The following is a 14000-nucleotide window of genomic DNA, read 5'->3' as shown; positions in this document are numbered from 1 at the left end:
CCCATGACCCGGCCGATCACCGCGGGAGTGGACGGATCACCCGAGAGCGCGGCCGCGGCCGCATGGGCGGCACGCGAGGCGGTGCGGCGCGCACGGCCGCTGCGTCTGGTGCACGTGGGCACCCCCGCGCCGGAGGCGCTGGCGCTCGCCGCCGACGAGGACGCGCAGGCACGGTGGGCCGGTGACCTCCTGGCAGGGACCCGGCGGGAGATCGCCGAGCGCCATCCGGAGCTCGCGGTCACCACCGACGTCCTCGACGACGAGGGCGCCGCCGAGGCGCTCGTCGCCGCGGCCCGGGACGCGGAACTCCTCGCCCTCGGCTCGCGCGGCCACGGCCCGCTCGTCGGGTTCCTGCTCGGCTCGGTCGGTCAGCAGGTCATCGCCCGGGCCGAGCGGCCCGTGGTGCTGGTCCGCTCGGACGACCGGGCGTCCGCCGAGGCGGCCGGGCGCGAGGTGGTCGTCGGACAGGAGGGCTCGCCGCAGGACAGTGCCGACGCCCTGGAGTTCGCCTTCCGTACGGCGGCGGCCCGCGGCGCGGCCGTCCGGGCGGTACGCGCCTGGAGCCTGCCGCCGGTGTTCGCCTACAGCCCCGCCTCGCTGGAACTCCTCGACGAGTCCGGCGGCATGGAACCGTACGAGAAGAAGGCGCTCGGGGAGGCGCTCGCCCCGTGGCGCGAGCGCTTTCCCGAGGTGTCCGTCACCGAGCATGTCGAGATCGGCAGCGCGGGTCAGGTGCTGCTCTCTGTGGCGCCGCGGGCGCAGCTCCTGGTGGTCGGGCGGCGCGCCCGCCGCACCGCCGTCGGCGCCCGGATCGGCTCGGTCGCCCACGCGGTGCTGCACCACGCGCCGTGCCCGGTGACGGTGGTGCCGCACAGCTGAGCGGACGGGGTGCGAAGACAGCGCCCAAAGGGGTGCGAATACAGCCCCCGAAATAGGGCGGGCGTCAGGGTCCGGTGAGCGACACCGCCCCCACCGGGCAGGCCCGTACCGCCTCCTTCACCATGGGGTGGTCCCCGGCCCGCTCGGCGCCGCCGGGGAGCACTTCGCTGAAGCCGTCGTCGTCCTGCGTGAACACGTCCGGCGCGGTCAGCGCGCACATGCCCGCGCCGACGCAGCGGTCCTTGTCGACCTCGATCCCCACGGCGCTCACCAGGCCACGGGCAGTTCGAGCATGCCCTGGATCGTGTCGCCCGGCTTGAAGGGGATCTCCTCGGCGGGCGCGGCGAGCCGCAGCCCCGGCAGCCGTTCGAAGAGGGTGTGCAGCGCGATCTCCAGTTCGGCGCGGGCGAGGTTCTGGCCGAGACACTGGTGGATGCCGAAGCCGAACGCGAGATGGTGGCGGGCCGAGCGGTCCCAGTCGAGGGCTTCGGGTTCCGCGAAGGCGGACTCGTCCCGGTTGACGAGCGAGGTGGAGAAGATCAGGCCCTCACCGGCCCGGATCGTCTCCCCGGCCACCTCGATGTCCTCGCGCGCCACCCGCAGCAGCCCGTCGGCGATCGACAGGTAGCGCAGCAGCTCCTCCACGGCGACGGCCGTCGTCGTCCGCCCGGACCGCAGCGCGTCGAGCTGTTCGGGATGGCGCAGCAGGGTGAACGTACCGAGGGAGATCATGTTCGCCGTCGTCTCGTGCCCGGCGATGAGCAGGATCACCGCGAACGCGATCAGCTGGTCACGGTCGGGCGGCCCGTCCGGGTGCTCGCGGTGAATCAGCTCGTCCAGCAGTCCGTCGCCGGGTTCGCGCCGTTTCCGGTCGATCAGGTCGCCCAGATACGTCTCCAGTTCGTCCCTCGCCCGCTCCACATCGGTCACCCCCGGCCCGCGCAGCAGGATCCGGGAGCGCTCCTCGAAGAACTCGTGGTCGGCGTAGGGCACGCCGAGCAGTGCGCAGATCACCATGGAGGGCACCGGCAGCGCGAACGCCCCGACGAGCTCGGCCGGCGGTCCCTGCCGCTCCATCGCGTCGAGCAGCCGGTCCACGGTCTGCTGGATCTGCGGGCGCAGCGCGGAGATCCGCTTCAGCGAGAAGTTCGGGATCAGCATGCGGCGCTGGGTGTTGTGCTCGGGATCGTCCACGCCGAGCAGCGCCACGCGCCGCGCCCGCACCTTCGCGAGCCGTTCCGATGTCGCCGGGAAACCGGCCCGGTCCCGGTCGCTGGACAGCCTCGGGTCGGCGAGCAGGTCACGGGCGAGGGCGTGCCCGGTGACGACGCGGACCGTGCGGCCGTCGTAGAGCGTGACCCGGCCGAGCGGGCCTGCCTCGCGCAGCGGCTCGTAGGCGGTGGGCGGGTGGTAGGGGCAGCCCCGGTCCTGGGGGAAGGAGACGGGCGCCGGGGCGGGAGGAGGGGTGGGGGTGTGGGGGTGGAGGTCCTGGCGGGCCGGTTCCGTCGTGGATTCCGTCATGGATCGGATCGCCTCGCAGTGCTTGTCCGTGCGCGCGGAGCTGGGGCGTTCCGCGCTCATCCACCATTGGATGCCCAAGGCATCTATCGGGTCCACGGCAAGACCGGCCAGTTCCGCCGAGCGGGGTATCTGGCCGGTGCCTTTCGCACATGTTCGAGCCGGAGCCGCGTTCGCTCAGCTCGGGGCGGCGATCGGGGTGCGGGGGTGGCTGCGGATGATCCCCGGCCGCGGCCGGATCCGGACGTGACGACGACCGGAAACGTGCCATCCGAACGGCGGGTCGGCCGAAACGCGGTATGTGCGGCTGTTGGCCCGGTGTGTCCGACCTCACGCGGCCGACCGGGAGCTGTGGGCGGAGCACGGTTGGTTGGCTGTTAAACTTTGTACGAAGGCCCCGACCGTTCTCCCCCGTACGGTCGGGGTCCTTTTTTGTCATGGTGCATGTCCCATCGAGACATGTGTCCCATTGGGACGCGAGCGAGTTACGGTGGAGGGGCGGGGGCAGCGAGAGCGACGAAGGAGTCGAGCCATGAAGGCACTGCAGTACCGGACCGTCGGAGCAGCACCCGAGGTCGTCACCGTTCCCGATCCGGAGCCCGGCCCCGGCCAGGTCCTGCTCAAGGTCACCGCCGCCGGTGTCTGCCACTCCGACATCGCGGTGATGAGCTGGCCCGCCGAGAACTTCCCGTACGAGCTGCCGCTGACCCTCGGCCACGAAGGCGTCGGCACCGTCGCCGGCCTCGGCGCGGGCGTGAGCGGTTTCGAGGAAGGCGACTCCGTCGCCGTCTACGGGCCCTGGGGCTGCGGCACCTGTGCCAACTGCGCGCACGGCAAGGAGAACTACTGCCTGCGCGCCGACGAGCTCGGCATCCGCCCGCCCGGACTCGGCGCCCCCGGCTCCATGGCCGAGTACATGATCGTCGACGACGCGCGCCACCTCGTGCCGATCAACGGACTCGACCCCGTCGCCACCGTCCCGCTCACCGACGCCGGCCTCACCCCGTACCACGCCATCAAGCGCTCGCTGCCCAAGCTCGTACCCGGCTCCACCGCCGTCGTCATCGGCACCGGCGGCCTCGGCCACGTGGCCATCCAGTTGCTCCGCGCCATGACCGCGGCCCGCGTCATCGCCCTCGACGTCTCCGAGGACAAGCTCGCCCTGGCCCGCACCGTCGGTGCGCACGAGGCGATCCTGTCGAACGCCGAGGCCGCCGGGAAGGTCAAGGAACTGACCGGCGGGCGCGGCGCCGAGGCCGTCTTCGACTTCGTCGGCGTCCAGCCCACCGTCGACACCGCGGGCGCCATCGCCGCCATCGAGGGCGCCGTCACCATCGTCGGCATCGGCGGCGGCACCCTCCCTGTCGGCTTCGGACAGCAGAACTTCGAGGTCAGCGTCACCGCGCCGTACTGGGGCAGCCGCGGCGAGCTCATCGAGGTCCTCGACCTCGCCCGGGCCGGCGCCGTCTCCGTGCACACCGAGACGTACTCGCTCGACGACGCGCCCCTCGCGTACGAGCGACTGCACGACGGCAAGATCAACGGACGCGCGGTGATCCTGCCCAACGGCTGACACCAGCCGCACCGGACGTCGGTTTTCGGCCACGCATTTCGTGCAGGGCTCAACTGTCGGCGTGGAGGGGGCTGTTCCAGGTGACGGGTGATCAATAGCCTTGAGGGCGGATCGTCCGTCACCCATTCAGGGAGCTCCATGACCACCGCGCAGGTCCCCGACATCCTCTCGCCGGAGTTCGCCGAGAACCCCTACCCCGCGTACCGCGTGATGCGTGAGTCCGCGCCCCTCTTCTGGCACGAGGCGACGCAGAGCTGGATCATCTCGCGGTACGCCGATGTGGAACGCGTCTTCAAGGACAAACAGGCGCAGTTCACCACCGACAACTACGACTGGCAGCTGGAACCCGTCCACGGCAAGACGATCCTCCAGCTCAGCGGCCGTGAGCACGCGGTGCGCCGCGCTCTGGTCGCCCCGGCCTTCCGCGGCAGCGACCTGCAGCAGAAGTTCCTGCCGGTCATCGAGAGCAACTCCCGCGCGCTGATAGACCAGTTCCGCGCCACCGGCAGCGCCGACATCGTCCACGACTACGCCACGCGCTTCCCGGTCAACGTCATCGCCGACATGCTCGGCCTCGACAAGGCGGATCACGGCCGCTTCCACGGCTGGTACACCGCCGTCATCGCCTTCCTCGGCAACCTGGCGGGGGACCAGGAGGTCGCGGCGGCGGGGGAGCGCACCCGCGTCGAGTTCGCCGAGTACATGATCCCGATCATCCGGGCGCGCCGAGAGAACCTCGGCGACGACCTTCTGTCCACGCTGTGCGCCGCCGAGGTCGACGGCGTGCGGATGAGCGACGAGGACATCAAGGCGTTCTGCAGCCTGCTGCTCGCCGCCGGCGGTGAGACCACCGACAAGGCGATCGCCAGCATCTTCGCCAACCTGCTGATGAACCCCGAGCAGTTGGCCGCCGTCCGCGAGGACCGCTCGCTGATCCCGCGGGCCTTCGCCGAGACGCTGCGCTACACCCCGCCCGTCCACATGATCATGCGTCAGTCGGCGGTCGACGTGGAGGTCAGCGGCGGCACCATCCCCGCCGGAGCCACCGTCACCTGCCTCATCGGGGCCGCCAACCGCGACGAGAACCGCTACAAGGACCCCGACCGCTTCGACCTCTTCCGCGAGGACCTCACGGCCACGACGGCGTTCTCGGCCGCCGCCGACCACCTCGCCTTCGCCCTCGGGCGGCACTTCTGCGTCGGCGCGCTGCTCGCCAAGGCGGAGGTGGAGATCGGGGTGGACCAGCTGCTCGACGCGATGCCGGACGTCCGCTTCGCCGACGGCTTCGACCCGGTCGAGGAGGGTGTGTTCACGCGCGGTCCGCAGTCGCTGCCGGTGCGGTTCACGCCGTCGGCACCCTGAACCGCCCCACCGGCGGGTGGTAAAATCGCCGTATGCATCGCTTCTCGTGTCTCAGCTGGTGGCGCCTCACTTAGAGGCGGCCACAGCCATGCACGAACAAAAGGGCCGTCCCCGGACGGCCCTTCTTGCTTCCCGTGGAAGTCATGCCGTCCCGAGGGCGCCCATGACCCCAGGGAGAGACCATGAGCACCACCGAAAGTCCCGGCATCTCCGGTGCGCAGCTGCGCAGCGCCGAGCTGGAGCGAGAGATCCGGAAAGAACCCGGCCGCTACCGGGTCCTGACCGGCGACCGGCCCACCGGCCGGCTCCATCTCGGCCACTACTTCGGCACACTGCACAACCGCGTCAGACTCCAGGACCTCGGCGTCGAGACGTTCGTCCTCATCGCCGACTACCAGGTCCTGACCGACCGCGACATCGCCGAGAACCTCACGGAACACGTCGAGGAACTGGTCCTCGACCACCTCGCCATCGGCATCGACCCGGACCGGTCCACGATCTTCACGCACAGCGCCGTGCCCGCGCTCAACCAGCTGCTGCTGCCGTTCCTCAGCCTCGTCTCCGTGGCCGAGCTGGGCCGCAACCCCACGGTCAAGGACGAGATCGCCCACTCCCGGCAGGCGGCCGTCAGCGGCCTGATGTTCACCTACCCCGTGCACCAGGCCGCCGACATCCTCTTCTGCAAGGCGAACCTGGTGCCGGTCGGCCAGGACCAGCTGCCCCACCTGGAGGTCACCCGCACCGTCGCCCGCCGCTTCAACGAGCGCTACGGCGCCGGGGAGCCGGTCTTCCCGCTGCCCGAGGCGCTGCTGTCGACGGCGCCGCTGCTGCTCGGCACCGACGGCACGAAGATGAGCAAGAGCCGCGGCAACGCGGTCGCGCTGTCCGCGGACGCGGATGAGACCGCCCGTCTCGTCCGCGGCGCCAAGACCGACGCCGAGCGCCGCATCACCTACGACCCGGCCATCCGCCCGGAGGTCTCCTCGCTCGTCCTGCTCGCCGCCCTGTGCGAGGAGAAGGACCCGCGACAGGTGGCCGAGGAGATCGGCGACGGCGGCGGCGCCGCTCTCAAGCGGCGCGTCACCGACGCCGTCAACACCTACCTCGCGCCGATCCGGGCCCGCCGCGAGGCCTACGCGCAGGACCGCCGTCTGGTCAGGGACATCCTGCGGGCGGGCAACGAGCGGGCCGACGCGATCGCCGAAGAGACCCTGCGGGACGTGCGCGCCGCGATGGGCGCCGACTACTGAAGAGGGCACGGGCTGTGCACCCGGGGCACGGGTGCACAGCGGCTACTGCACGACCGGTGTGAAACTGACCGGCAGCGTCGTGAGCCCCCGCATCCAGATCGAGTCACGCCACGTCAGCTCGGAGGGGTCCACCGCCAGAACCAGGTCCGGCAGCCGGTCGAGCAGCGTCTCCACGGCCGTCCGCGCGATCACGTCGGCCAGCAGGGGAGCCGGGTAGGGGCAGCGGTGCTCGCCGTTGCTGAACGACAGGTGCGCCGCGTTCTCCGCCCCCACATGGGACTCCGGCCAGATCTGCGGATCGGTGTTGGCCGCCGCGAGCCCGAGGACCAGGCAGTCGCCCGCCCGGATCTGCCGGCCGCCCAGCTGCGTGTCGCGCACCGCCCAGCGGCCGATGAAGTTCTGCGTCGGCGTGTCCAGCCACAGCACCTCGTTCAGCGCCTCGCCGACGCTGAGCCGCCCGCCCGACACGTTCAGCGCGAACCGCTCGTCGGTGAGGAGCAGCCGCAGGGTGTTGCAGATCCAGTTCGCCGTCGGCTGCTGGGCCGCGGCGATCACCGAGATCAGGTCCTGCACGATCTCCTCGTCGGTCAGCCCCGCCGGGTCCTGGATCATCCGGGAGGTGACATCGGGGCCGGGCCGCTCCCGCTTCTCCTTGACCAGTTGCTGGATCCGCTCGCCGACCCGCACGTACGCGGCCACCGGATCGTCGCCCTCGGCCGCGTCCAGCGAGATCTTCAGGTCGTCCACCAGGTCCTGGGTGTCCGTGCCCGTGTGCGGCATCCCGCACATCTGCACCGCGGCGGTCATCGCCAGGGCGTGCGCGAACGCGTCCATCAGCTCGGCCTGGCCGCTGCCCGCGAACGCGGAGATCAGCCGGTCGGCGATGAGCCCGCAGTCCCGGGCCAGCTCGAACTGGTCGACCTGCTCCAGGGCGTGCGTGATCACCCCCGCACGCCGCTGGTGCTCCGCGCCCTCCGCGAACAGCACCGAGGGCTGGTAGCCGACGAACGGCAGCAGCGGCCAGTCCTCGGGGATGTGCTCCCACTGGTTCCAGCGCCGCGAGTCCCGCGCGAACAGCTCGTCGTGCGCGGTCACGTAGCTCACCTCGGAGTACCCGAGGACCAGCCACGCGGGCACGTCCCCGTCGAGCAGCACCGGCGCCACCGGGCCGTGCTCACGGCGCAGCGAGCGGTACAGCTGCGACGGCGTCTGCTGGTACTCCAGGCCGCTGAGCGGGACCGCGCCCGCGTGCGCGGGGCAGCCGGCGGGAGGGGTCGGGCTCTGCTCGGTCACGGTGTCGTCTCCTGGGCCATGGCCATGGCGTAGAGGTGGTCCACGAGGGTGATGAGCACGTCCTTGCCCGACGACCTGACGCGGGCGTCGCAGTCGACCATCGGCACATGCTCCGGCAGCGCGAGGGCCTGCCGTATCTCGTCGAGGGAGTGGCGCACGGGCTCGTCGTCGAACCGGTTGACCGCCACCACGAACGGTGTGCCGTGGTGCTCCAGACGGTCGATCGCGTACCAGGAGTCGTCCATGCGGCGGGTGTCGACGAGGACGACGGCGCCGAGCGTCCCGGAGAACAGCCGGTCCCACAGGAACCAGAACCGCTCCTGGCCCGGTGCCCCGAACAAGTACAGCACCATGCGGTCGTTGAGGCTGATCCGGCCGAAGTCGAAGGCGACCGTGGTCGTGGTCTTCGCCGCGACGCCCGTCGTCTCGTCGACGCCGACGCCGGCCTGCGTCATCACCTCTTCGGTGTTCAGCGGCCGGATCTCGCTGACGGAGCGCACCAGCGTCGTCTTGCCGACCCCGAACCCGCCGACCACGACGATCTTCAGTCCGGTGTCCGCGAGAGCGCCGAGCGGCGTGCGTGCGGGCAGTTCAGAGGTTGCGGAGCCCACTGAGCACCTCCTTGAGAAGGTCGGAATCGGGAAGGGAGGCGGCGGCGGCCGCACGCGGATGACGTGCGGTGACCTTGCCGCCGGCCAGCAGATCACCGAGCAGGATGCGCACGACGGTGATCGGCAGCTTCAGCTCGGCGGCGATCTCCACGACGGCCGCGGGCTGCCGGCACAGTTCGAGGATCCGTACGTGCTCGGACTGCATCCCCGCCGTCGGCTCGCACTCGCTGACCACCAGCGTCACGAGGTCGAACGAGGTGTCGTCGGTGCGGCTGCGGCCGCCCGTGACCGTATAGAGCCGGTCCGGGTCGCCGGTGTCCACCGGCCGGCGCGTCACGAGGCGCCGCCCCCGGCGGGATACTGGCGCGGTTCGGCCCGCAGGTGCTCGCCGATCTGCTCCACCAGTTCCGTCATCTGATGGCCGACCACGCCCGGATCGGCGTCCTCGTCGGCGACGACCGCCAGGTGCGCGCCGTCACCGGCGTCCACGATGAACAGCAGCCCGCCGTGGAACTCGGTCATGGAATGCCGTACGCCGCCGGTCCCGTCGCCGAACTCCACCGACGCGCCCTGGGCGAGGGCCTGGATGCCGGAGCAGATCGCCGCGAGCTGGTCGGCCTGGTCGAGCGAGAGATGCTCGCTCCAGCACAGCTTCAGCCCGTCCCGGGACAGGACGAGGGCGTGCCGCGTGCCGGGGGTGCGCTCGAGCAGGCTCTCCAGGAGCCAGGTCAGGCTGGTGTCAGTGGTCTGCATGGTGGGGTCGGGCGGAGAGGGGTCCGGCTCTGCCGGGCACCGCCCGTGCCTCCAATCTCACGGTGTCGAGCGGGGGGTTGAGGGGTCCTCGGAGGGCGCCACGGCCTACTCGGGCCGGTCGCCGTCCTTGGCCTTGCGGCCGCGGTGGAAGGCACCGAAGCGGGCGCCCGCGTCCCGGCCGGGCTGTGCGGGCCGGTCGGCGGGTGGGGTGGCAGGCCTGCCGCGGTCCTGTTCGGCGGCGGCCATCGTGCGGCCGGGCGGACGCACCGGCAGCCCGTTCGGGGTGGCCGCGGCCGGCTTCGCGGGCTTGGGTTCGCCCGCGCCGGCGCCTGCGTCCGCGGTGGCGGCGCTGCCGGCGTACTCGGTGGGTGCGCCGACGTCGGCGCGCTCGTGGGTCTCCGCCGGGGCCGGGCGCGGCGCGGGCACCGCCAGCGGCTGGACCACGTCGCGCTGCTGGGCCAGGAGCTGGGGCGGCAGCAGGACGACGACGCCGGTGCCGCCGCGCGAGGACGGGCGGAAGTTCACGTCGACGCGGTACTTCGAGGCGAGGCGGCCGACGACGGCGAGCCCGAGCCGGGTGCCCTGGAGCGACGCCAGGTCGGTGACCTGCCCCGACACCGCCTGCTCCGCGTGGCGCATCGCCGCGGCGGCCATCTTCAGGCCGCTGTCCTCGATGGTGACGACGAGCCCGGCGGAGCGCTCCTCGACGTAGACGTGCACCTCGTCGATGGGCGGCGAGAAGTTCGCCGCGTTGTCCATCAGCTCGGCCAGCAGGTGCATGACGCCCTCGGCGGCGAACCCGGCGATCGCCGCGTCCGTGGCGCAGTGCAGCCGCACCCGCTGGTAGGCGGCGATCCGGCCGACGGCGCCGCGCAGCACGCTCTCCATCACGATCGGCTTGTTCCAGGCGCGGCTGGAGCGGCCGCCCATGAGCAGCGCGAGCCGGTCCGTCATCAGGCCGAGCTGGGACGTCGCGTGGTCCAGGCGCAGCAGATCACCGAAGACCTCCTCGCCGTGGCGCTCCTGCATGCCGCGCAGGTCGGCCAGCATGCTGACGGACTTCGCCTGGACCCGGCTGAGCGCCTTGGCCGAGGCGGCCTGGGCGGCGGCCGCCCGGCGCTCGCTGAGGGCGAGTTCGCGCAGGAAACCCTCGGCCGGAACCTTCAGCAAGGGGTTCTGGGGCCAGTCCAGTTCGGCGAGCACGGTCTCGGCGGACGAGCCCTCGCGCAGCCGGGCCACCGCGGCAGGAAACGTTTCCGCCATGAGGCGGTCCAACTCCGCGCCGGCGCGCTCCAGTTCACCCCGGGCGGCGTCGCGCTCCGCGGCGGCGTGCACGGCTTCCCGTACGGAGGTCTCCACGGTGGCCGTGAACTCCTCCAAAATGCGCCGCAGTTGAGGGTCGGACGGCGCCGTCGCAGGGCCGGCGCTCGCGGTCTCCCGCAGCTGCCGCACGACACCGGGCAGCGTCACGTTCACCAGCTGCGCCGCCTCGGCCGCCTGCTGGGTCAACCGGCCCTGGGCCTGCGCCAGTTCCTGCTGGGCGCGGGTGGCGGTCCGCCGGGCGCGGCCGAGCCGGACGGTGCCCGCCACGACGGCGACGGCCAGGCACACCCACGCGATCACGGCCGTCCACACGGCCCAGGTGCGGGCTGCCGCCGGGGCGAGGGCCGCCGCGGCGCCCGCGGCGGCGGCTGCCACCACGAGCACGGCGAGCGCCGAGCCGAGCGAGGAGCGCCCCGTCCTGGCCATCGCGTGCGGGCTGGGGGGTGCAGGCACTGACATTCCGCGGGTCCCTCGGTCCTTGAGTGCGGGAAGCGACGAGCCGACCGGTCATGTCGGCTGCGGATCCGGTCTGCGGGCGTTCGAAGGGGACGCCGATCTTCCGGACCGTACGAGCGTTCATGCTAGTCATCCCGCGCGCCGAGAAGACCGGACAAGCCGGGCAGTTGGCCCCGTCCGTAACTTCGTCGTGAACTCGCCGTCGTCCCAGGAGAGCGTGCTAATCCTCTCATGAGCCGTTCCAGCCGCGGAAAATGCGCGGGCGAGGGGCTCCTCGTGGCCGGGGGAGCACCCGACGGCGGTCTCGATCTCTGTCCGACAAAGCCTCGACTCCCGCGGGACCGAATGATTTCGGCCATCGTAGGCCGGCTTTCACGATCCGCCGACGCCTCACTTCCGTATGCGGGGAGCCGTAGGCCGCGGAGCCGTCGCAGGGCGCCGAAAGAAAGTTGGAACGGGGTAGGCATGCTCCGGCGGATCGCGGGCACCAGCAGGGAGAGCAGCTCAAGCAGCCCACCCCCCCGGGCGCTCGAGTCTGTGGCCCCGCCGCCTCCTCTCCCCCCCTTGTGAGGCGTCGGGGCCTTCTCATGTCCGCACGTGGTCCGCCGTTACTGGAAAGGGGTCCCTCCGTGACCTTCTCGCTCGGCATCGTCGGCGCAGGACAGTTCGCAGGCCAGTTCGCGAAGCTGTTCCGGGCGCATCCCGGGGTCGGCTCCATGTATGCCACCGATCTGATCCCCGACCGGGCCGAGCAGCTCATCGCCGCCGAGCGGCTGACCGGCGGCTTCGACTCGTACGACACGATGCTGGGTTCCCCGGACGTCGACGCCGTCGCGATCTTCACCCAGCGCTGGACCCACGGCCCGCTCGTCCTGCGCGCGCTCCGGGCCGGCAAGCACGTCTACTCGGCGGTGCCGATGGCGGTCACCGAGGAGGAGATCGGCGCGATCATCGACGCCGTACGGGAGACCGGACTGACGTACATGATGGGCGAGACCAGTCAGTACAACCCGGCGACCGTGCACGCCCGCGACCGGATCGCCGACGGCGCGTTCGGGCGGCTGTTCTACGCCGAGGGCGACTACGTCCACGACATGGACCTGGGGTTCTACGAGGCCTACCAGTACAGCGGCGGCGCCGACTGGAAGACCACCGCGAGCTATCCGCCGCTGCTCTACCCCACGCACTCCGTCGGCGGCGTGCTCGGGGCCTGGGACACGCACGCGGTGAGCGTCTCCGCGATCGGGGTGCCCGACGAACGCGGCGACGGCGTCTTCGACAAGGCGGTCAGTCGGTTCGGCAACGACCTGTCGAACGCGACCGCGCTGTTCGAGGTCGCGGGCGGTGGCTCGTTCCGCACCAACGAGTTCCGCAGGGTCGGCTACCCGTCCCACATCCGGGAGTCCCGCTTCCGCTTCTTCGGTACGGACGCCAGCATGGAGCAGCTCGCCACCGTCAGCTTCTGGCAGGACAAGAAGGGGGTGACGGACATCTCCGATCTTCTGCGGCCCAAGCCGACGCTGCCGCCCGACGACCCCTCGCTCGCGCGCATCGCGCCCACGCTGCGCGCCGCGTTCACCTCCGGCTCGGCCCCCGTGCACGACCGCGACCGGCTGCCCCGCGCCTTCGACCTGCTGCCGAACGGGCACGAAGGCAGTCACCACTTCCTCGTCGACGACTTCGTCACCGCGGTGGCGGGCGGCGGGCACCCGCCGGTCAACGCCTGGGTCGCCGCCCGCTACACCCTGCCCGGCATCGCCGCCCACGCCTCGGCGCTGCGCGACGGCGAACGCCTGCCCGTCCCCGACTTCGGCGACGCTCCCGCGCGCTGAGAACCTGCCTTCGAACGGGTCAGCCCTGGTGATGGTGGTGCTGCTGCGCCGCGCCCGACTGCTGCGCGGCGGGCTGCGCGAGCATCGCCTCGGCCTGCTCCTTGGGCACCTGGTGCTCGCCCCCGCAGAACGTGCACTGCGTCCGGAACTTCGTCGAGACCGGGAACAGCGGGATGAAGAACAGCGTGAACTTGGTGACGTACTTGCGCAGGGTGTGCGCCGCGGGGTTGCCGCAGTTCCCGCAGACGAAGGTGAGTATCGCGAGCTGGTAGGCGTACCCCCGCGTACCGAAGATGATCATGCTGGCCCCTCCCGGTCCATGGCCACCGCCGGGCGGCCGGGGCCAGGACGCCATCGTAGGCAGCGCGCCCGCCGCCCGGCCACGCCCGGTGGAGCAGGTTCCGTCGCTTTGCGCACCGATGGCGTCACGCAACGTACGGACACGGCCGTGCGACCGGGTCGAGTCGGCGTTCCGGGTGTCGTGATGCAAGGATTGCGGCATGGCAATCAAGACCTACTTCGACATCACGATCAACGACGAGCCCGCCGGGCGGATCACGTTCAACCTCTTCGAGGACGTCGTCCCGAAGACCGCGGAGAACTTCCGCGCCCTGTGCACGGGCGAGAAGGGCTTCGGCTACGCCGGTTCGTCCTTCCACCGCGTCATCCCGCAGTTCATGCTGCAGGGTGGTGACTTCACCGCCGGTAACGGCACGGGTGGCAAGAGCATCTACGGCGAGAAGTTCGCCGACGAGAACTTCACGCTCAAGCACACCAAGCCGGGCCAGCTCTCGATGGCCAACGCGGGCCCGAACACCAACGGCTCGCAGTTCTTCATCACGACCATCGTCACCGACTGGCTCGACGGCAAGCACGTCGTCTTCGGCGAGGTCGCGGACGACGAGAGCATGAAGCTCGTGCAGAAGATCGAGGCCCTCGGCTCGCGCAGCGGCGCCACCTCGGCCAAGATCACGATCTCCGAGTCCGGCCAGCTCTGACCGAACGGACCGATCGGCCCGGCCGGCTCTGACCGATCGGCCCGGCCGGCACACGGGCCGGGGCCCCGCCACACAGGCGGGGCCCCGGTTTTTTCATGTGCGGGACGCAGACCCAACTCCCGGACAGGCGGCAGGGGTTAAGGTCTCGGGCA

Annotated in this window: 14 protein-coding genes; 6 read left to right on the top strand and 8 right to left on the bottom strand. The window is 71.4% G+C overall.

From position 1 onward, the window contains the following. Positions 1-3 precede the first annotated feature (3 nt). The gene (locus ABD366_RS06360) at positions 4-879 is read left to right on the top strand and encodes a universal stress protein (protein WP_324768294.1); all 876 of its coding nucleotides are present in this window, start codon (positions 4-6) and stop codon (positions 877-879) included. 64 nt (positions 880-943) lie between these two features. On the opposite strand, the gene ABD366_RS06355 is transcribed toward ABD366_RS06360, so the two are convergent. Together ABD366_RS06355 and ABD366_RS06350 are read right to left on the bottom strand one after the other, a co-directional pair. Further along, positions 944-1141, bottom strand: a complete 198-nt coding sequence (locus ABD366_RS06355; protein WP_411293681.1) for a ferredoxin — start codon at positions 1139-1141, stop codon at positions 944-946. A gap of 5 nt (positions 1142-1146) precedes the next feature. Beyond that, complete coding sequence (locus tag ABD366_RS06350) at positions 1147-2400, bottom strand: cytochrome P450 (protein ID WP_324768297.1); 1254 nt, start codon at positions 2398-2400, stop codon at positions 1147-1149. Positions 2401-2929: 529 nt separating this feature from the next. Between ABD366_RS06350 and ABD366_RS06345 the strand changes: the two genes are divergently transcribed. The 3 genes from ABD366_RS06345 (at position 2930) to trpS (ending at position 6582) form a co-directional block, all read left to right on the top strand. Further along, the gene (locus tag ABD366_RS06345; RefSeq protein ID WP_324768292.1) at positions 2930-3970 is read left to right on the top strand and encodes an NAD(P)-dependent alcohol dehydrogenase; all 1041 of its coding nucleotides are present in this window, start codon (positions 2930-2932) and stop codon (positions 3968-3970) included. Between the two features lie 138 nt (positions 3971-4108). Further along, positions 4109-5332, top strand: a complete 1224-nt coding sequence (locus ABD366_RS06340; protein WP_324768291.1) for a cytochrome P450 — start codon at positions 4109-4111, stop codon at positions 5330-5332. A 182-nt stretch (positions 5333-5514) separates the two neighbouring features. Beyond that, positions 5515-6582 (top strand): tryptophan--tRNA ligase, encoded by a 1068-nt coding sequence (trpS, locus tag ABD366_RS06335; protein WP_324768290.1) that lies wholly within the window; start codon positions 5515-5517, stop codon positions 6580-6582. 42 nt (positions 6583-6624) lie between these two features. On the opposite strand, the gene ABD366_RS06330 is transcribed toward trpS, so the two are convergent. From ABD366_RS06330 to ABD366_RS06310, 5 genes are all read right to left on the bottom strand, one after another. Then, a complete protein-coding gene (locus ABD366_RS06330; protein WP_324768288.1) occupies positions 6625-7875 on the bottom strand; it encodes a cytochrome P450 in 1251 nt (416 codons plus the stop codon). Further along, complete coding sequence (locus ABD366_RS06325) at positions 7872-8486, bottom strand: GTP-binding protein (RefSeq protein ID WP_324768287.1); 615 nt, start codon at positions 8484-8486, stop codon at positions 7872-7874. The genes ABD366_RS06330 and ABD366_RS06325 overlap by 4 nt, the downstream gene beginning before the upstream one ends. Beyond that, on the bottom strand, positions 8467-8823 hold the full coding sequence (locus ABD366_RS06320) for a DUF742 domain-containing protein (RefSeq protein WP_324768286.1): 357 nt from the start codon (positions 8821-8823) through the stop codon (positions 8467-8469). The genes ABD366_RS06325 and ABD366_RS06320 overlap by 20 nt, the downstream gene beginning before the upstream one ends. Then, positions 8820-9239 carry a roadblock/LC7 domain-containing protein gene (locus ABD366_RS06315; RefSeq protein ID WP_324768285.1) on the bottom strand — a complete coding sequence of 140 codons (420 nt, stop codon included), beginning with the start codon at positions 9237-9239 and terminating at the stop codon, positions 8820-8822. The genes ABD366_RS06320 and ABD366_RS06315 overlap by 4 nt, the downstream gene beginning before the upstream one ends. Before the next feature lie 105 nt (positions 9240-9344). Then, complete coding sequence (locus tag ABD366_RS06310; RefSeq protein WP_344441245.1) at positions 9345-11021, bottom strand: sensor histidine kinase; 1677 nt, start codon at positions 11019-11021, stop codon at positions 9345-9347. 626 nt (positions 11022-11647) lie between these two features. On the opposite strand from ABD366_RS06310, the gene ABD366_RS06305 reads away from it, so the two are divergent. Then, the gene (locus tag ABD366_RS06305; RefSeq protein ID WP_324769836.1) at positions 11648-12850 is read left to right on the top strand and encodes a Gfo/Idh/MocA family protein; all 1203 of its coding nucleotides are present in this window, start codon (positions 11648-11650) and stop codon (positions 12848-12850) included. Between the two features lie 19 nt (positions 12851-12869). Here the strand turns inward: ABD366_RS06305 and ABD366_RS06300 are convergent, their stop codons facing one another. Beyond that, the gene (locus ABD366_RS06300) at positions 12870-13151 is read right to left on the bottom strand and encodes a zinc ribbon domain-containing protein (RefSeq protein ID WP_324769835.1); all 282 of its coding nucleotides are present in this window, start codon (positions 13149-13151) and stop codon (positions 12870-12872) included. A gap of 199 nt (positions 13152-13350) precedes the next feature. Here ABD366_RS06300 and ABD366_RS06295 point away from each other — a divergent pair, with 199 nt between their 5' ends. Then, positions 13351-13848, top strand: coding sequence for a peptidylprolyl isomerase (locus ABD366_RS06295; protein WP_324769834.1), 498 nt, complete (start codon positions 13351-13353; stop codon positions 13846-13848). Positions 13849-14000: the final 152 nt, after the last annotated feature.

The organism is Streptomyces kunmingensis (assembly GCF_039533535.1).
GTDB classification, from domain to species: Bacteria; Actinomycetota; Actinomycetes; order Streptomycetales; family Streptomycetaceae; genus Streptomyces; species Streptomyces kunmingensis.
This window is presented reverse-complemented; position numbering and strand designations above follow the sequence as displayed.

Coding starts and splice junctions, on each gene's coding strand:
- ABD366_RS06345 (WP_324768292.1), top strand. CDS start 2,930: ATGAAGGCACTGCAGTACCGGACCGTCGGAGCAGCACCCGAGGTCGTC.
- trpS (WP_324768290.1), top strand. CDS start 5,515: ATGAGCACCACCGAAAGTCCCGGCATCTCCGGTGCGCAGCTGCGCAGC.
- ABD366_RS06295 (WP_324769834.1), top strand. CDS start 13,351: ATGGCAATCAAGACCTACTTCGACATCACGATCAACGACGAGCCCGCC.
- ABD366_RS06300 (WP_324769835.1), bottom strand. CDS start 13,151: ATGATCATCTTCGGTACGCGGGGGTACGCCTACCAGCTCGCGATACTC.
- ABD366_RS06310 (WP_344441245.1), bottom strand. CDS start 11,021: ATGTCAGTGCCTGCACCCCCCAGCCCGCACGCGATGGCCAGGACGGGG.
- ABD366_RS06315 (WP_324768285.1), bottom strand. CDS start 9,239: ATGCAGACCACTGACACCAGCCTGACCTGGCTCCTGGAGAGCCTGCTC.
- ABD366_RS06350 (WP_324768297.1), bottom strand. CDS start 2,400: ATGACGGAATCCACGACGGAACCGGCCCGCCAGGACCTCCACCCCCAC.
- ABD366_RS06360 (WP_324768294.1), top strand. CDS start 4: ATGACCCGGCCGATCACCGCGGGAGTGGACGGATCACCCGAGAGCGCG.
- ABD366_RS06340 (WP_324768291.1), top strand. CDS start 4,109: ATGACCACCGCGCAGGTCCCCGACATCCTCTCGCCGGAGTTCGCCGAG.